Origin of the sequence: Saccharopolyspora sp. SCSIO 74807, assembly GCF_037023755.1 — a bacterium.
Classification (GTDB): domain Bacteria; phylum Actinomycetota; class Actinomycetes; order Mycobacteriales; family Pseudonocardiaceae; genus Saccharopolyspora_C; species Saccharopolyspora_C galaxeae.
Genome location: NZ_CP146100.1, coordinates 3,209,232 through 3,226,054, shown reverse-complemented (window position 1 = coordinate 3,226,054; position 16,823 = coordinate 3,209,232). Strand labels below are relative to the sequence as shown.

Genomic DNA, 16,823 nt, shown 5'->3' with positions numbered 1-16,823 from the left:
ACATCGTCACCGGCTGCATCGTCACCGGCTGCGCGTCATTGCGAGTCTTGCAGCCAGCGCCTGCCCGCATCCGTCGGCGTCCAGTTCTGCGAGCCCGCGTCGAAGGTGCCGAGCACCGTTTCCGCGCCCGCGACGTCCTGCACCACGATCTCCGCCTGACCGAAGAAATCGACGTCGTCCGCGATCCCCCGGTCATCCCGGGCGGGGACCGCGAAGCGCATCCTCACCTGCGAGTCCTCGAAGCCTGCATCGCCGGGTATCGATGGCGCGGCGTTGCCGCGGAACATCGATTGCCTGCCGTCACCGGTGATGATCGGCCCGGGCTCGTGGTTCCCCAGGTACTTCGCCGCGAGTTCTCCGGGAATCACCTGTTCGCGGTTGTGCGTGATCTCCCCGGCGGCACCGGCCCGCCAGGAGGAGGAATGTCCACCGGGGGCGCGGGTCGCCGTTCCCGCTCCCGGTGCCGCAGGTCCCATCGCCGGAGGCAGGCCACCGGCGCCACCGCCTGCTGCGCTCGGTTCCCCGGCGGACGGTGCGGGCGCCGCATCGGCCGAACGACCTGCCGGGCCGGGTGCGCTGGGAGCATCGCCCGCCCGCGCATCGACGGCGGAGCTGGTGGACGTACCCGGTGCGGCGCTGCCGGCGGATGCCGGGCCGCCACTTTCGGAACCGGTCTGTTCGGCGGGATCCTGAGCGGCCGTCTCGGGTTCCAGCGTTCCACTCATCGACCTGTTCATTCCGCCGAGACGTGCGGATTCGGAATGCCCAGGCACAGCAGGCACATCCGAGGCTTGCGAAGTCCCTTGTGGACCGTTTGCAGGCGCTGGCTCATGCGGCACGGCAGGTGCCGACGTACCCGGTTCTTCCGCGCCCGGTTCGCCCGCCGATCGCCCGTAATGCGCGGCACCGGTCGGCGGCACGGCCGATGCCGGCTCTTCTTCCTCGATCGTCGGCCGGAACGGGTTGGTGTGCTGCCCGAACCACGGTCCGTCCGGAAGGCGGTGCAGATCGTCGGCAGGCGACTCGCGGACGCCGTCGGTGTCCGACAGCGGGGCAACGGCCGATTCCTGCGGCTCGGCGGATTTTTCGGCAGCGCCACCGGTGTGCTCCCCGGAATGACCGGCCCCGGCATCGGGGAGTTCCGACTCCAGCGATCCGAACGGCAGCAGGTGCAACCCTAGTGGCGGGTGCGGCAGTTGCATCAGCGTGCCGGACTGCGGATCGATGAACGCCACGCCTTCGGGCGTGTTGGTCACCATCGCGACGTGACCGAGCACGCCGTCCGGAGTGGCGAACTGAACACCGATGACGGCGTGCGAGCCGAGCGGCTGCCCGCTCATCCGGCTGATCACGTCGTCGTAGCTGCCGTGGCTTTCCCACGCACCGCCGAGTTGTTGCTGCACCCACGGCAACGTTCCTTTGGCCTTGAGTTCGTTCGGCAGCACCGGCTCGGCTTGCGCGTCGATGCCGATCAACCGCTGCGCGTACGACACGACGCACCGGGTGCAGTTCGTCCTCGTGCCGTTCTCGTAAGCGTTCGGGTGGTCGAAGTTCGGGTTGACCGCGCGAAGCTCCGGGTGGCGCTGGTCGACGTACGCGGCGTGGTGCTCCGGTACCGCGGTGCCGTTGTGGATCGCAGGCAGGTTGGTGACCGGGGGCGTGCTGCGTTCGAGCTGACGCCAATCCGGATTTCCGTCCGCGTCAAGGGGTGGTCCGGTCGCGTCGAAGCCGTCATCCGGGCCGAACGGATCCGCGGGATGCCCGGAGAACGGGGTGTCGTCCGGCGCAAGCATCCGCTCGAGCTTGCTCGGCCCGGGCTCCTCGCCGGGAAGTTCCGTTGCGGAGTCCGTTCGGGGAGCCGGAACGCCATCGAGGTCGGCGGATCGGCCCGGGTCGGCGACTGCGGTCTCGGTCGGAATGTGCAGGCCGCTGGTGGCCCGGCCGTCCGAAGGCTCCCCGTGCGCCGCGTGGTCCTGCGGGCTGCCCGCCGGGTTCAGGACCGAGTCGAAGTCGTTGCTCGCGGCGAATTCGGCCGCCTGCCGCCGCGCGAGGTCCTGACGCTCGACCATCAGCTGTTTCGCCTGGTCCTGGCCCAAGTGCCGCGGGTCGCCCGGCGCGATCTCTTCGGCGTGGATGACCCATTTGTGCTTGGTGGAACCGTCCCCGGCCTCGTACGGCACGAGTTCCTTGCTGTGCACCATCAGCTGCGAGGAAGGCAGCAACACCACTTCGCGCTCGGACGGATTGCTCGCGAGCTCCTGCAACCGGCGCGCCGCGGTGGACTCGACGTGCAGCTCCACGTTGCCCTCGATCGCCGGGCGGTCGTCGCCGTCGGTCTTCATCGACAGGCTGGTGATCGAGGTTTCCACGGTGATCCGGCCCGGCTCGTAGTGCGCCGCCGCACGAGCCGCGGCTTCCGGGTTCAAGAAGTCGATACCGCGGACCACCGACCCCTGGTGCCGCGGCAACTCGTTGAGACCGGAGACGATCGCCTGCACCTGCCCGAGCTGGCTCGCGCTGAGCTGACCGACCCGGCATCCGTGGTTCAGCGCGGGGAACACGTCGTGCGAGGTGTACGAGTGCGCGGCCAACGCACCGCGAGCGGAGATGCCGTCGAGCTCGGCGAGCTTGCCCTGCACCCGGTCGCGCAGGACGTCGAGGCGGGTGCACGCCTCGCGCTCGGCGTCGTTCCAGTCCGGCTTCTCCGCGATCTTGTCTTCCAGGGCTTGGAACGACTCGGCGGGCGCCCGGTAGTCCGGGTCGAAGCAGAAGTCCAGATCGTCCTTGGACAACCACGCAGCGTCGGGCTCGCCGGAGCTGTCCGACGAGTCGTGTTGCTGGTGCTGGGCGTCCGGGCCGGGAGCGCCGTCCCGCGCAGCGTCACCAGGGGAGTCCGATGCGAACTCTTCGGTCCGCGGAGCCTCGGTGCGTGGCTGTTCGGCGGTGTGCGGCGGCTTTTCCGCCGCTGGGGAGTTCTCGGGTCGCGGGTTTCGCTGGTCGGACGGAGTCCGGTCCTGCGCGCCCTCCGGTGGGGACTGGCGAGTTGGCGTCTGCGTCGCGGAGCGTTCCGGGTCGGGTTGCTGCTGACCACGCTGTTGGGGCGGAACGGCCTGCTGCGACGGACCGGGCTGTTGAGGATGGCCGGACTGTTGTGGCCGGCCGGGCTGTTGGGGCTGGCCCGACTGCGGGCCGTGGCTCGGCTGGGATGCGGGCTGTTGAGGATGGCCCTGGCCGAGGTCGTTTCCGCCCTGCTGCGGGCTTTCCGGTCGTCCGCCGTTCGGCCGACCCGGGTGCTGGGGGCGGCCTTGCTGGGGAGGTCCTTGCTGGAAGGCGTTCGGCGGCTGCGGTCCGCCGGGGCGCGCGGGCGGGGCCGGCGGGCCTTGCTGCTGGAACCCTTGCGGCGGGGCGTAACCGCCCTGCGGCGGTCCTTGTCCCGGAGCCGGTTGCGGGCGCTGTGGTGCGTTCGGCTGAGCGAAGTTCTGCGGCGCGTTGTTGGGCGGCGGGCCGAGCGGGGGCCGGGCGGGATGGCCGCCGTGCTGGGCGTGGTTCGGGTTTGCCGCGCCGCGATCCGGCTGACCGCCCTGCGGCGCACCGCGATCGGGTTGAGCGTGCGGCCCAACGGGATTCGGCTGACCGCCCTGCGGCGCACCCGGCTGGCCACCCTGCGGCATACCGCGACCGGGATGGCCGCCCTGCGGCGCGCCGGGGTGCTGACCACCTCCCGGCATTCCCTGGTTGGGGCCTCCCTGCGGCGCTGGCGAGTTCTGCGGCGCTGGGAAACTCTGCGGCGCTGGGAAACTCTGCGGTGCTGGGAAGTTCTGCGGTGCTGGAGAACTCTGCGGTGTCGGGGAGTTCGGGTGGCCGGGAGCTCCCGCCGGGTTCGGGCCTCCGGGCATCCCCGGACGGCCTTGCGGCGCACCAGGATGCGGCGCCCCGGGAGATTGCGCCGGTCCTGCGGGTGCGCCCGGACGGTTCGCAGGACCGTTGAACTGACCGGGATTCGGATGCGCGGGATTGGCGTTGGGATGCGCCGGGTGCTGCCCTTGCGGAAAGCCGGTGGTGCCGCGGAAACCACCTTGCTGCGAAGGAGCACCCCGGCCCGAATGGTCCATTGTGGACTTTTGCGGGTTCGCGGGCGGCTGCTGCGCGTAGGGCCCGCCGCGGCCTCCCGGTGCAGCGAATCCACCGCCTGCCGGTGCCCCGCCCGGCATCCCGCCAGAAGGAGCACCCGGAACGCCCTGACCAGGTGGCCCGCCCGGCCCACCACCTTGGTTGCCGGGATGGTGCGCGGCCGCCGGTGGCATCCCGCCCATACCCGGGGCTCCGCTGCCATAGGCGCCTGCCGGAGCTTCCGGCGGAACGGCCGAAGACGCGGCGGTTGCCGCCGGTGCGTCCGGAACACCGTTGCCCGAACCCGAGGAACCCGCTACCGAACCCCGGCCGCCGGGCTCGCCGCCGCCCGCGCCCGAACCGGACTGCGTCCCGGAATCCGCGGGATTTCCCGTTTCGCCGGAACCGCCCGAGGCAGCGGTGCCGGAACCCGCACCCGCCGAGTCGCCGAAATTCGCCGCGACACCGCCATTTCCAGAACCGCCCGAGCCACCGGACGAACCCGACGAGGCGTCCGCGCCAGCGGCACTGCCCGAGCCGACCGCGCCGCCCGAACCATCCGCACTGTTCGGGCCATCGGCGCCCCCTGGACCACTGGCTCCGCTCGAACTACCAGGTCCGCCGGAGCCATCCGCTCCGCCAGAGCCATCGGTGCCGCCAGAGCCATCGGTGCCGCCAGAGCCATCGGCGCCACCGGAATCACCCGGCCCCGAACCACCGGTGTGCGAACCACCAACGTCCGCACCCGAATCCGCCCCGCGCACCGAATCGGCCGCATCCGCCGCCTGCCGCGCACCCGCCGCATCCGCAGCCCCGCTGAAGCCGTCCTTCGCCCCACCGACACCGCCGTCGACCGACCCACCGAGCGCGCCCGAGAACACGTCCCCGGCGGAAAGACTGCCGAGATCACCGGTAGCCGCCGCCCCGGCGACGCTGCCGAGCGCGCCTTCCGCCCCGCCTTTCGCCGCGTGCCCGAGCACGCTGCCCGCACCGGCGCCGGGACCGTTGACCAAGTGCCCGGCGAGTCCTTCGCCCGCCCCGCTGGCGGCGGCATCGCCGGTCTTGTCCCAGTCCCACGACTTCCGATCCCCCGCGGCGACCTGCGCACCTTGGATCCCGGCGTCCAGCGCCACCTGCGCGCCGGCGTTCTTCGCCGCCATGCCCGCGAGGTTCTTCATCCCCTGCTTGCCGAGCTTCTCCAGCCCCTCTCGGAGAACCTTCTCCAGGGCTTCCTTGGCGACCTGCTTGACACCCTGCTGCATCAGCTTCTGCACGAGCTGGCGGAACGCCATCTGCACGGCCGCCCGGGTCGCGAGCTGCGCGGGCACGATCGCGGCGGTGGAAGCACCGGCGCTGACGAACGCGGCGGCGATCATCGCGGCGATCTGGATCGCCAGCAGCACCAGCGACGCGATGATCATATATTTGGTGTATTCGACGTCCAGCGCGGTCTGGTCGCAGGACTGCGCCAGCTGCTCGCACATCTCCTGGATGTGCTGAAAGGCCGCCTGCTCGCCTTCGGTGAGGTTCTTCCACTGCCGCTCGAAGGCGTCCGCGGACTCCCCCTGCCAGCTGCCCAGCACTTCGCGCGCGGCGGCGTCGCCCGCGTCGACCACGTCGGGGATGGCCTGCCCGGTCTGCGTCCAGGCGTCGCGCAGCGCGCGCAGCTTGTCCTCGTCGCCTTCCGGCCAGCTCTCCCCGACCAGCCAAGTCAGCCACTTGAGCTCGTCGGGAATCTCCAAGCCCATGCGTCAGTTCCCCGCCCCACCGATAACCTCGGCATTGCGCTGGTCGGTGGCCTGCGAGTCGTCGGCCACGCCCTGCACCTGCTCGCGCATCGACCGCAGCGCACCGGTGAGCGACTGCAGCGCCTGCTCCATCCCGTCCGCACCGGGCTCGTAGTCCTTCGCGAACGCCTGACCGGACTCGTCCGCACCCCAGCACGGCCCCTGCTCCTGCAACTGCCGCTGAAGGTCTTGGTGGACCTGTTCGAGCCGGTCGGCGGCCACGTCGAACTTCGTGGCGCCGGCGCGCACCCGGTCCGGGTCGATGTGCGTGCCGCCGGGACCGCTCATCAGCGGCCTCCCGGCAGCAGCCAGCTCTGCTGCATGCCGTCGTCATCGTCGTCGTCCGGACTGCGCCTGGCGCGCGGCCGCGGGTTCGGCGGTGCCGTTTCCGGGCGGGTCGTGTCCGGCCCGGCTTCCCGGGCGGGAGCCTGCTGTTGCGCGGATTCCTCGCCCGGCACCTTCGGCATGAGTCCTTGCAGCGAGGGCGCGCCTTCGACGATGTCGGCCAGGTCCGGCAGGCCCTCGGTGATCGGGGCCATCAGCTCGGTCTTCTGCCGCTGCACCTCCGCGGTGGCGCGGCGCACCGTCTCGGTGGCGGTGCTTGCGAGCCGCTTCGGGTCGCTGCGCTGGAACGACGACGCGGCGAACGCCATGCTCACCAGCGAACCCGCGGAATCGACGGTGGCGGTCACCAAACCGTCGTCCGAAGTGATCGTGGCGCTCACCTGCTCGGCGGCGACCTGCGCCTGCTGCAGCTGCGCGGTCTGCTGGTGGAACTTGTCCAGCAGACCGTCCACCTGTTCGCGCATTGCCGCGTTGCGCGCTTCGAGCGCGGCGCGGTCCTGCCCGGGCTGGGTCACGTTCTCCCCCACTGCGACGGTCTCCCCCTGGCTGAGCCAGGCGCGCAGACCCTACCCCGCCCGGGACCGCCGGTAGACCGCTTCGATCGAATCCGCATCGGACGGACCGCGCCGCGCCGCGGCCGACCGCAGCTCGCGGCGCTCGGTCTCGCTCAACCCGCCCCAGATCCCATGGTGCTCGCCGTGTCCGAGCGCGTGCGCGAGGCAGTCGTCCCGCACCTCGCAGCCACCGCAGATGCGCTTCGCGATGTTCGCGGACTCGCCCTTCTCCGGGAAGAACGCCTCCGGATCCGCCTGAGCGCACAGGGCGGACGCGTACCAATCCGGTACACCGGGCCGCGTTGCGGCCGTACTTCCGAGCCGGATGCTTCGGCCCTCCACTCTCGACTTCCGTCTTGCTCCGCGGGTGCGGATGCGCGGGTCGAGACGCGGCGGGCGGGCCGCCATGACGGAAATGTGCTCAAGCAACGATCACATCGGGCGGTCGCGATTCGCGTGCCGCGCCCGGCCGCCCGGCCAACAGACCGGGCGCTACCGGTCAGCGGTCCTAGCGGCCGGTCTTGAGCGCGGTCATGAACGAGCGTCATGCCTGCGGGGGCACTTCGACATAGCCCGCGGGGCGATTCTTCGAGTCGCGAACCGCGGCACCCGAGCCAAGACGCCCGACTTCGACGCACGCAGTCTGCTGGTGCGTGTAACTGGATTTCCTCCATCGACTGGGCTGCACCGTCATCCCTCGCTCTCCATCTCCTCGACGGCACGAGCGATGAGCCCTACTGACTCTCCCGGGGTCATCGCCAGCGAGCGCAGGGCATCGGTAGCCGACCGATAAGCAGCAGTGTCGGCCGACTCGTGCAGAAATACGACGGAGCTGTAGTGCGCCAGAGGGACGATCGGCGCCCCTTGGAGAACTCGAAAAGCCCGGTCCGGCGCTCCCTCCCCCGTCCCGGCGCCGGACCGCACAGCCGGTCGGTGCGTCACCTCTCCCTGGCGCACCGACCGGCGCGGAACCGATGTTCCGCCGGAGGACGTCAACTGCGCTGCGGTTCCACCAGCCCGGAGCCGATGCCGGTCAGCGAGCGCACCTCCATCTCCGCCTGCTTGGCCGGATCCTGGTCCGCGCGGCCCACGAAGGTCCCGAAGATGCCCGCCAGGAACGCCAGCGGGATCGACACGATGCCCGGGTTCGTCAGCGGGAAGAAGTGGAAGTCCACCTGCGGGAACATCGACGTGGGACGGCCGGAGACCGCGGGCGAGAACGCGATCAGCACGATGCACGAGACCAGTCCGGAATACATCGACCACAACGTCCCCGCCGTGTTGAACCGCCGCCAGAACAGCGTGTACAGCACCGTCGGCAGGTTCGCCGAGGCCGCCAACGCCAAGGCCAGCGAAACCATGAACGCCGCGTTCTGCCCGATCGCGGCGATACCGCCCGCGGTGGAAAGCACTCCGATCACCAACGCGGTGATGCGCGCGACCTTGATCTCCGCTCCCGGTTTCGCCCGGCCGCGTTTGATGACGTTCGCGTACACGTCGTGCGCGAACGCGGCCGAAGACGTCAGGGTCAGACCGGCGACCACCGCGAGGATGGTGGCGAACGCGATCGCCGCGACGATGCCCAGCAGCGGTGAACCACCGACCCGGTGCGCCAGCAGCAGCGCGGCGGAATTCTCCTTGCCCGGCGCTGCGATGATCGCGTCCGAGCCGACCAGCGCGGTCGCACCGAACCCGAGCACCATCGTCGCCAGGTAGAACACGACCATCATCCACGTGATCCAGACGACCGATCGCCGCGCTTCCCGCGCACTCGGCACCGTGTAGAAGCGCATCATGATGTGCGGCAGGCAGGAAATGCCGAACACGATCGCCATCGCCAGCGAGAGGAAATCGATCCGGGAGAGCAGGTCGTGCCCGTACTGCGCGCCCGGTTCGAGCAGGCCCGCGCCCAGCGGGCTGTTCGCGCTGGCCGTGTCCAGCAGCCGCGGCAGGTCGTAGGAGAACCTTCCGATCAGGAACACGGCCATCAGCGACACGCAGACCATCAGCAACGTCGCTTTGATGATCTGCACCCAGGTGGTGCCCTTCATCCCGCCGATGAGCACGTACAGGATCATCACGATGCCGACGAACCCGATGACCAGCGCTTGGCCGAACTTGCTCTGCACGTCCAGCAGCAACGCGACCAGGCCACCGGCGCCCGCCATCTGCGCGACCATGTAGAAGAACGAGATGACCAGCGTGCTGTTGGCCGCGGCGGCCCGGACCGGGCGCGGGCGCATCCGGTAGGCCAGCACATCGCCCATCGTGAACCGCCCGGTGTTGCGCACGAGTTCGGCGATGAGCATCAGCTCGAGCAGCCACGCCACCAGGAATCCCACCGAGTAGAGGAATCCGTCGTAGCCGTGCACCGCGATCGCACCGGCCACCCCGAGGAACGAGGCCGCCGACAGCCAATCGCCCGCGAGCGCGACGCCGTTCTGCGCACCGGTGATGTTGCCGCCCGCGACGTAGTAGTCGGCGGCGGTGGTGTTCCGGGTGGAAACCCGGTAAACGATGTAGAGCGTCAGCAGCACGAACAGCGCGAAAACGCTGATCGTGATCACCGGCTCGCCGACCGGGCCGCTGCCCGCGGCCAACGTCGAGTCCATCAGCGCGCAGCCCTTTCCTGGTTGCGGAGGTCGTCCACGAGCGGATCGATGCGCTTGCGCACGTATCGCCCGTACAACACGGTCAGCACGGCCGTCGAGACGAATTGCAGGAATCCCATCAGGATTCCCACGTTGATCGAGCCGTAAAGCGGCCGGCTCATGAATTCCTCGGCGAACGCGCCCAAGGCGGCGTAGGTGAAGTACCAAGCGAGCGCGAGCAGCGTCATCGGGAACACGAAGCCGCGGAACCGGCGGCGCAGCAACCGGAAGTCGGCGCTGTGCCGGATCTGCTCGTAGTCGGTTTCCACGGGACCGCGAGGCCGCCAGCTGTGCTTGGCGATGTTTCCGAACTGCGGCTCTACCGCGCCGGGGTGCGGGCGGACCCGCGGGTCCGGTGGTCGAGTCATGCTGCGCGCCCTTCTCGCTGCGCCGGTTCGCGGATCGCCCGGCTTGCGGATTGAGGAGTGTAGGGACTCGGTGCGCAGGGAAAACCCGGCTGTTCAACACACTGGTCGATCCACTAAACACCGGCAAAGAATCGGCATCGGCGCGATCACGAAAAGGGTTCACCGCGGCCACCGGAGAACTTGATCAACCGTCGGTTAGCCTGGCGAACTCAGCGTCGTCGCAGCGCAGCGCGAGTCCGCGGAACGATCCGCGCAACCCGCCCGGTACGATCTCGGCCGAACTCCAGGGAATTCCCTCGGAATCGATGCACCAAGATTCCGGCGGTTGCACCGCGATGCCGGATTGACCCCGCCGGTAGCATCCCAGATCCATGCGCGCCGAGGCGCGAACTCATTTCTGGCGGCAGTCTCGGCTGCCGTGAACGAGGAGGTAACTAGTGACCGTGCGTAACGGATTCTCGGTCGTTGCGCCGCCGACCTGGAACCGTTGGCTGGTACCACCCGCCGCGCTGGCCATCCACCTGTCCATCGGCCAGGCGTACGCGTGGAGCGTTTTCAAAAGCCCGCTCGAGTCGAGCCTGCAGATCTCCGGAACCGGCAGCGCGTTGCCGTTCCAGGTGGCGATCTTCTTCCTCGGGTTGTCCGCGGCGTTCGGCGGCAAGTTCGTGGAGGCGCGCGGCCCGCGCTGGGCGATGGCGGTGTCCACCGTCAGCTTCGCGGCCGGATTCCTGATCTCCGCGCTGGGCATGGCGATCGGGCAGTACTGGCTGGTGGTCGTCGGTTACGGCGTGGTCGGCGGCATCGGGCTCGGAATCGGCTACATCGCGCCGGTTTCGACGCTGATGAAGTGGTTCCCGGACCGGCCGGGCCTGGCGACCGGCATCGCCATCATGGGATTCGGCGGCGGTGCGATCATCGCCTCGCCGTGGTCGAGCGCGATGCTGTCCGCGTTCGGCAAGGGCACCGACGGCATCGCCACGACGTTCCTGGTGCACGGCATCGTCTACGCGGTGTTCATGACGCTGGGCGTGCTGCTCGTGCGGGTTCCGCCGCCCGGCTGGGCACCGGCGGGCTGGACGCCGGCCGCGGTCGCCGAGAACACCGGGTCGATCCGCGTGTCGGCGAACAACGCGCTGCGCACCCCGCAGTTCTGGCTGCTGTGGATCGTGCTGTGCCTGAACGTCACCGCGGGCATCGGCATCCTGCAGAAGGCTTCGCCGATGATCCAGGACTTCTTCTCCGGCACCAGCACCCCGGTGGTGGCCGCCGCGGCGACCGGGTTCGTCTCGCTGCTGTCGCTGGCGAACATGCTCGGCCGGTTCGTGTGGTCGGCGCTGTCCGACCGCACCGGGCGCAAGAACATCTACCGGCTCTACCTCGGTGTCGGTGCGGCGGCCTACCTGGTGCTGCTGTTCGCCGGGGACAGCAGCGTGGCGCTGTTCGTGGTCGCCGCGATGCTGCTCATGTCGTTCTACGGCGCGGGTTTCTCCACCATCCCGGCCTATCTCAAGGACCTGTTCGGAACGTTCGAGGTCGGCGCGATCCACGGCAGGCTGCTGACCGCGTGGTCGGTGGCCGGGGTGCTCGGGCCGCTGATCGTCGACGCGCTGGCCGACGCGGGCGAGAGCTCCGGTGCGTCCGGTGCCGCGCTCTACACCACCTCGTTCTACCTGATGACCGGGTTCCTGATCGTCGGTTTCGTGGCCAACGAGCTGATCCGGCCGGTGCACAGCCGGTTCCACGAGCCCGCGGGAGCAGCGGCGCACGCGGGCGCGGACAGCGGCACCGCCCACAGCGCTACGGCGGATGGCGGCGCAGCCGCCGAGACCGAGGAAACCGGTTCCGATGAAAGCGGTTCCGAGAACAGCACCACCGGTGACAGCGCCACCGGCGCCGACCCGACCGGCAACGGCGACGCCGGGCACGACGACGCCTCCGACAAGCAGACCACCTAAGAGGAGCTGGGCGAAGATGACCGAGCAGCACGACGAGCAGGCTCCGGACGCCAAGACCCGGGCCCTGCTGGTCTTTTCCTGGGCGTGGGTGGGGATTCCGTTCGCCATCGGCGTCTACGAGCTGGTGGTGAAGGCGTCCAAGCTGTTCACCTGAGTTCCACCGAGCCGTGCCGCCCGGGCCGCCGCGCAACGCGCTCCGGTTCCGGGCGGCACGGCTCGTTCCGCGGCGAGCTGTCCGCGCGCGGCGTGCTGGCCTAACTTGGTGGCGTGCTCCGCACGGAAAGGACTGATCACAGTGGACGACAGCGGGACGGCGGTGCTCGCCGGACTGGACGGAATCCGCGGCGGCGTCGAAGACTTCTACCGGGACCTGCACGCCAACCCCGAACTCGGCTTCCAAGAACACCGCACCGCGGCGAAGGTCGCCGAGGCGCTGCGCCGGGCCGGCTGCGAGGTCACCGAAGGCATCGGCGGCACCGGAGTCGTCGGCGTCCTCTCCCGCGGCCGGGGCCCGGCGGTGCTGCTGCGCGCGGACATGGACGCCTTGCCGCTGCGTGAGGACACCGGACTGCCCTACAGCTCCGAAGTCACCGCGACCGACGCCGAAGGCGCCGAACAACCGGTCATGCACGCCTGCGGACACGACGTGCACGTCGCCTGCCTGCTCGGGTTCGCGCAGCTCATGGCACGAGCCACCGACGCGTGGTCGGGTACCGTGATCGCGCTGTTCCAGCCGTCCGAGGAGACCGGCGGCGGCGCACGCGCCATGCTCGCCGACGACCTGGCGGGCAAGATCCCGAAACCGGATGTGGCGCTCGCGCAGCACGTGCTGCCCTACCCCGCCGGCTACGTGGGCACCCGCAGCGGATCCTTCCTGTCCGCCGCCGACAGCCTGCGCGTCACCTTCCACGGCCGCGGCGCGCACGGCTCCGCGCCGCAGTCCGGCATCGACCCGGTGATCATGGCGGCGATGACCGCGGTCCGGCTGCAAACCGTCGTGTCGCGGGAGGTCGCGGCCACGACACCGGCGGTGCTCACCGTCGGCAGCATTCAAGCCGGGCAGAGCTCGAACGTCATCCCCGACCGCGCCACGATGCAGCTGAGCGTGCGCACCTACGACCCGGCGGTGCGCGAGCAGGTGCTGGCATCGATCGAGCGGATCGTGCGGGCCGAAGCCGAAGCCTCCGGCGCACCCGCGGAACCGGAGTTCGAGCGGCTCGCCGACTTCCCCGCCACCGTCAACGACGCGGCCACCACCGAAACCGTCGCCCGCGCGTTCGCCGCGCACTTCGGCGACGACGCGCACACCATCGACCTGCAAACCGCCAGCGAGGACATGAGCGAAATCCCGCAGGCGTTCGGCATCCCCTACACCTACTGGGGCATCGGCGGAACGGACCCCGCCGAGTACGCGCGGGCTCAGCGACGGGGCACCGCGGCGCAGGACATCCCGAGCAACCACAGCCCGCACTTCGCTCCCGTGCCGCAGCCGACCCTGGACACCGGCATCCGGGCCCTCACCACCGCCGCGCTCGCCTGGCTCGCGCGCGATCCCGGCACCGGCGAGTCCCGCTCGGCGGAAAGCGCGGCTTCCTGAGCGCTGCTGCGCAACACGTGGTCGCGCAGGTCGGCGATCAGGAAGCCATCGCCCCGGCCGCGCCGATTCCGGATGTCCCGCCGGAACGGGAAATCCCCGCCCGTTGCGAGCACGGGCGGGGTTCGCCCGATGGCCTCAGCCCATTTCGGCCAGGCGCGGCACCACGCGGCCGCCGAACGAGGCGACTTCCCGGGCCGGGTCGTCGCTGCCGGGCACGACCTCGGCCAGCTCGATGCCGAGCTTGGCGTACGGCTCCATCGCGGACAGGAACGCGTCGGGGTCGTTGTTGGCTTCCCAGGAGGGCACGATGATGGTCTTCTCGATCCGGGAGTAGTCCGTGCCCTCGTCGTCGCAGTGCCGCTTGAGCACGTCGAGCTTGCGCGCGACGTCGTCCGGGTCGAAGCCGAACAGGTTGCAGGCGTCCCCGTAGCGGGCGACCAGCTTGAGCGTCTTGCGCTCGCCGCTGCCCGCGATGAGCACCGGCGGGCCGGGCTGCTGGATCGGCCTTGGCCGGCAGATCGTCTCGGCCAGCTGGTAGTGCTCGCCGTGGAACGGCCCGTCGTCGTCGCTCCACATCTGGCGCGCGATCCGGACGGTTTCCTCGAGCCGCTCGAAGCGCTCCTTCAGCGGCGGGAACGGCACGCCCAGCGCCTTGTGCTCGCGCTCGTACCAGGCGGCGCCGACGGCGAACAGCGCCCGGCCGCCGGAGAGCACGTCCAGCGTGGTCGCGATCTTGGCGAGCAGCCCCGGATGCCGGTAGGTGATCCCGGTGGCCAGCAGTCCCAGGTCCATCGTGGACGTCTTGCCCGCCAGGTAGCCCAGCGAGGTGTAGCCCTCCAGCATCGGATCCTGCGCGGTGGCGAGCTGCTCCATCTGGAACCAGTGGTCCATCAGGCTGAACCGGCTGACGCCGACCTCCTCGGCCGCGGCGGCGGTGGCCGACAGGGTCCCGGCGATCGCTTCCGAGCCGCCGGGCAGGGTGAAGTTCGCGAAGTGGATACCTAGGCGCATGGACCGAGCTCCTCTGGATGCGTGGATGGTGTGCTGCTGCCGGTTCGCCCTCGTGGCGATCCTGCCGCCAGAAGTCATCGCCTGCTGCCGGATCTCGACGCGATCGCCGATCACGATGGCCTTCGAGGTCGTTGGCCACGTTGCGCGCGGCGGGCACGACGCGTGCTCCCTTGTCCGCGAACGCACGGGAACGTCGGCAGCAGCGGGCCATTGACCACAAAGTAGCCAGTGACAACAATGTCGTCAACGACAACTCCGCGCGCTATCGTCGGCCCGTGCCAGCCATGACCGACGACGGCCGCTACCACCACGGGAACCTCCGCTGCGCACTGCTCGACGCAGCAGAGCGGGGCCTGCGCGAGCACGGCGCCGACCAGCTGTCGCTGCGCGACCTGGCCAGGGAGATCGGCGTGAGCCATGCCGCGCCGCGACGGCATTTCCCGGATCGTCAGGCGCTGCTCGACGCGCTCGCCGAAACCGGCTTCGCCCGGCTGGACACCGCGCTGCGCACCGCGCTGACGGCCGCCGACGACGACTTCCCGGCGCGCCTGCGGGCCACGATGGTCGCCTACACCCGCTTCGCCACCGAGAACGCCGCACTGCTCGAGCTGATGCACACCAGCAAGCACCGGCCGGGTGCGACGCGGATCCTCGAGGCGGCCGAAGCGCCGTTCGGCCTGATGATCGGCCTGATCGCGGAAGGCCAAGAGCAGGGCGCGCTCGAGGCGGGCGATCCCCAGCAGCTCGGCATGGTGCTGTACGCGACCGTCCAGGGCATCACGACGATCATCAACGGCAACCTCGTCGAAGCGGAACTGCTCGACGGGATCGTCCACACCGCGATCGACCAATTCCTGCGAGGAGCGCGTCCGCTCGATTAGCCGGTCCGTCGCCGCCGACCACATCGCGGTCCCGGTCGTGCGCGCACTCGGATATCGGGCCGGAACGCGGCTGACGGCCGCACGGTTCAGCGTCCGTCGGGCGCCACCGACCTTTAAGTGCAGACGGTGAACCCGGCCTGTCCATCGGTCACTCGTTCGGACCGTCCTGCTCCACGTGTGTTGGGCGGTCTCGGGATCATGGTGTGGGGTGCCGGCATGAGCCTTTGCCAATCCGGACATGAGTCCTCCGCGCCGCTGGAGCTGGTCGATCAGCTGCGCCGGCTCCTCGCGCTGGCCGGCACGGACGAGCACAGCGCGATCGCCGCTTTCGACCGCATCGTGCAACGACAGGGCAAGGACGTCGTACTGGACGCGCTGCTCGTACTGGCTCCCGGACTCCCATCAGAATTCCCGGACGACGCAGCCGCCCGCCCGCACGACCAGGAGGATTCGCAGCGCGGGCTCGCCCGCCGCTGATCCGGCCGAGCCGAACGAGGCACCGGGAGCGCGAACAAGTCCGAAGTGGACGGTCCAGGGCAGGCCGGTCTCACCTACGCGCGAAACGCCTCGTGCCCATTTCATCACCGGCCGAGTCATCAACGTCAACGGCGGCGCCGGAACGACTCGTTGAAAGCCACTCGACAGCCGGGATGGCATCGGGTGCGCGCAGGCGACGAAGTACGCGATCGGCCGAATCGCTCCGACGGCGTCACGGCTTGCGCCCGACCGCCCCGTACATCGCGATGTCCGCGTCCGGAACCGCTTCGTAGGTGTCGCTGTCCGGCTTCCACTTGTGCATCTGCACGATGCCGGGTTCGACCAGTTCCAGGCCTTCCAGGAAACGTGCGGACTGCTCGCGGTCGCGCCAGCGCAGCGTCTCGCCGTGATCGTGGTAGGTCTGGCGCACCTTCGCCAGCATCTCCGGGGCGAAGTCGTCGGTGGCGATCGTGGCGGCCACGTAACTCCCGGACGGCAGCGCATCGATGATCCGCCGGGTGACCGCAAGCGCTTCGTCGTCATCCTCGATGAAGTGCACGACGGCGATGAGCATCAGCCCGATCGGCTTGTCCGGGTCGAGCGTGTCGCGCAGCTCGGGCGCGGACAGGATCGCCTCCGGATCGCGCAGGTCCGCGTCCAGGTAGGCGGTGCGACCGCGCTCGCCGCTGGTCAGCAGCGCGCGGGCGTGCGCGAGCACGATGGGATCGTTGTCGGTGTAGACGACACGGGCCTCTGGGCGCACCTCCTGCACGACCTCGTGCAAGTTCGGCGAGGTGGGGATGCCGGTGCCGATGTCCAGGAACTGGTCCACACCGCACTCGGTTACCAAGTAGCGGGCGGCCCGGTGCAGGAACTCCCGGTTGGCCCGCATGTGCACCGGCAACGCGGGCCAGACCTGCACGGTGGCGTCCGCAGCGGCTCTGTCGACGGCGTAGTTGTCCTTGCCGCCGAGTATGTAGTCGTAGATCCGCGCACCGTGCGCCCGGTCCGTCCGGAGGTCCGCGGCAGGCCGCGGAATCCCATCGCTCATCGTGCTCTCCCCGATCAAAGCACTCGTGCAACCAAC

At 69.9% G+C, this 16,823-nt stretch carries 15 protein-coding genes; 5 read left to right on the top strand and 10 right to left on the bottom strand.

Going from position 1 to position 16,823, the window contains the following annotated elements; genetic code table 11:
* Window positions 1-35 precede the first annotated feature (35 nt).
* The 8 genes from V1457_RS14895 to V1457_RS14865 all read right to left on the bottom strand — a co-directional run bounded on the left by V1457_RS14895 (window position 36) and on the right by V1457_RS14865 (window position 9,815).
* The gene (locus V1457_RS14895; protein WP_338604574.1) at window positions 36-5,858 is read right to left on the bottom strand and encodes a toxin glutamine deamidase domain-containing protein; all 5,823 of its coding nucleotides are present in this window, start codon (window positions 5,856-5,858) and stop codon (window positions 36-38) included.
* Between the two features lie 3 nt (window positions 5,859-5,861).
* Window positions 5,862-6,185, bottom strand: a complete 324-nt coding sequence (locus V1457_RS14890) for a WXG100 family type VII secretion target (protein ID WP_295149197.1) — start codon at window positions 6,183-6,185, stop codon at window positions 5,862-5,864.
* Window positions 6,185-6,769: a YbaB/EbfC family nucleoid-associated protein gene (locus V1457_RS14885; protein WP_338604570.1), complete on the bottom strand. Its 585-nt coding sequence runs from the start codon at window positions 6,767-6,769 to the stop codon at window positions 6,185-6,187. Before V1457_RS14885 ends, V1457_RS14890 begins: the two co-directional genes overlap by 1 nt.
* 39 nt (window positions 6,770-6,808) lie before the next feature.
* Window positions 6,809-7,138, bottom strand: a complete 330-nt coding sequence (locus V1457_RS14880) for a WhiB family transcriptional regulator (protein ID WP_374220948.1) — start codon at window positions 7,136-7,138, stop codon at window positions 6,809-6,811.
* A 202-nt stretch (window positions 7,139-7,340) separates the two neighbouring features.
* Window positions 7,341-7,490 (bottom strand): DUF397 domain-containing protein, encoded by a 150-nt coding sequence (locus V1457_RS14875; RefSeq protein ID WP_338604567.1) that lies wholly within the window; start codon window positions 7,488-7,490, stop codon window positions 7,341-7,343.
* The gene (locus V1457_RS30615; protein ID WP_407074786.1) at window positions 7,487-7,720 is read right to left on the bottom strand and encodes a Scr1 family TA system antitoxin-like transcriptional regulator; all 234 of its coding nucleotides are present in this window, start codon (window positions 7,718-7,720) and stop codon (window positions 7,487-7,489) included. Before V1457_RS30615 ends, V1457_RS14875 begins: the two co-directional genes overlap by 4 nt.
* Window positions 7,721-7,788: 68 nt before the next feature.
* Window positions 7,789-9,408 carry a cation acetate symporter gene (locus V1457_RS14870; RefSeq protein ID WP_200071062.1) on the bottom strand — a complete coding sequence of 540 codons (1,620 nt, stop codon included), beginning with the start codon at window positions 9,406-9,408 and terminating at the stop codon, window positions 7,789-7,791.
* A complete protein-coding gene (locus V1457_RS14865; RefSeq protein ID WP_200071061.1) occupies window positions 9,408-9,815 on the bottom strand; it encodes a DUF485 domain-containing protein in 408 nt (135 codons plus the stop codon). Before V1457_RS14865 ends, V1457_RS14870 begins: the two co-directional genes overlap by 1 nt.
* Window positions 9,816-10,252: 437 nt before the next feature.
* Between V1457_RS14865 and V1457_RS14860 the strand changes: the two genes are divergently transcribed.
* From V1457_RS14860 to V1457_RS14850, 3 genes are all read left to right on the top strand, one after another.
* Window positions 10,253-11,770, top strand: a complete 1,518-nt coding sequence (locus V1457_RS14860; protein ID WP_338604563.1) for an OFA family MFS transporter — start codon at window positions 10,253-10,255, stop codon at window positions 11,768-11,770.
* A gap of 16 nt (window positions 11,771-11,786) precedes the next feature.
* A complete protein-coding gene (locus V1457_RS14855) occupies window positions 11,787-11,924 on the top strand; it encodes a hypothetical protein (protein ID WP_295149185.1) in 138 nt (45 codons plus the stop codon).
* A gap of 141 nt (window positions 11,925-12,065) precedes the next feature.
* Window positions 12,066-13,367: an amidohydrolase gene (locus tag V1457_RS14850; protein ID WP_338604558.1), complete on the top strand. Its 1,302-nt coding sequence runs from the start codon at window positions 12,066-12,068 to the stop codon at window positions 13,365-13,367.
* A gap of 135 nt (window positions 13,368-13,502) precedes the next feature.
* Here V1457_RS14850 and V1457_RS14845 read toward each other — a convergent pair whose 3' ends face one another.
* The gene (locus V1457_RS14845; RefSeq protein WP_338604556.1) at window positions 13,503-14,378 is read right to left on the bottom strand and encodes an LLM class F420-dependent oxidoreductase; all 876 of its coding nucleotides are present in this window, start codon (window positions 14,376-14,378) and stop codon (window positions 13,503-13,505) included.
* Window positions 14,379-14,509: 131 nt separating this feature from the next.
* On the opposite strand from V1457_RS14845, the gene V1457_RS14840 reads away from it, so the two are divergent.
* Both V1457_RS14840 and V1457_RS14835 read left to right on the top strand, forming a co-directional pair.
* Complete coding sequence (locus tag V1457_RS14840) at window positions 14,510-15,259, top strand: TetR/AcrR family transcriptional regulator (protein ID WP_233627644.1); 750 nt, start codon at window positions 14,510-14,512, stop codon at window positions 15,257-15,259.
* A gap of 216 nt (window positions 15,260-15,475) precedes the next feature.
* Complete coding sequence (locus tag V1457_RS14835; protein WP_200071056.1) at window positions 15,476-15,736, top strand: hypothetical protein; 261 nt, start codon at window positions 15,476-15,478, stop codon at window positions 15,734-15,736.
* A gap of 232 nt (window positions 15,737-15,968) precedes the next feature.
* Here the strand turns inward: V1457_RS14835 and V1457_RS14830 are convergent, their stop codons facing one another.
* A complete protein-coding gene (locus tag V1457_RS14830; protein WP_338604551.1) occupies window positions 15,969-16,787 on the bottom strand; it encodes an SAM-dependent methyltransferase in 819 nt (272 codons plus the stop codon).
* Between the last annotated feature and the right edge of the window lie 36 nt (window positions 16,788-16,823).

What these genes read in the sequence shown, in the direction of transcription:
- V1457_RS14830 (WP_338604551.1), bottom strand. Translation starts at nt 16,787, where the DNA reads ATGAGCGATGGGATTCCGCGGCCTGCCGCGGACCTCCGGACGGACCGG.
- V1457_RS14895 (WP_338604574.1), bottom strand. Translation starts at nt 5,858, where the DNA reads ATGGGCTTGGAGATTCCCGACGAGCTCAAGTGGCTGACTTGGCTGGTC.
- V1457_RS14855 (WP_295149185.1), top strand. Translation starts at nt 11,787, where the DNA reads ATGACCGAGCAGCACGACGAGCAGGCTCCGGACGCCAAGACCCGGGCC.
- V1457_RS14890 (WP_295149197.1), bottom strand. Translation starts at nt 6,185, where the DNA reads ATGAGCGGTCCCGGCGGCACGCACATCGACCCGGACCGGGTGCGCGCC.
- V1457_RS14845 (WP_338604556.1), bottom strand. Translation starts at nt 14,378, where the DNA reads ATGCGCCTAGGTATCCACTTCGCGAACTTCACCCTGCCCGGCGGCTCG.
- V1457_RS14835 (WP_200071056.1), top strand. Translation starts at nt 15,476, where the DNA reads ATGAGCCTTTGCCAATCCGGACATGAGTCCTCCGCGCCGCTGGAGCTG.
- V1457_RS14865 (WP_200071061.1), bottom strand. Translation starts at nt 9,815, where the DNA reads ATGACTCGACCACCGGACCCGCGGGTCCGCCCGCACCCCGGCGCGGTA.
- V1457_RS14875 (WP_338604567.1), bottom strand. Translation starts at nt 7,490, where the DNA reads ATGACGGTGCAGCCCAGTCGATGGAGGAAATCCAGTTACACGCACCAG.
- V1457_RS14870 (WP_200071062.1), bottom strand. Translation starts at nt 9,408, where the DNA reads ATGGACTCGACGTTGGCCGCGGGCAGCGGCCCGGTCGGCGAGCCGGTG.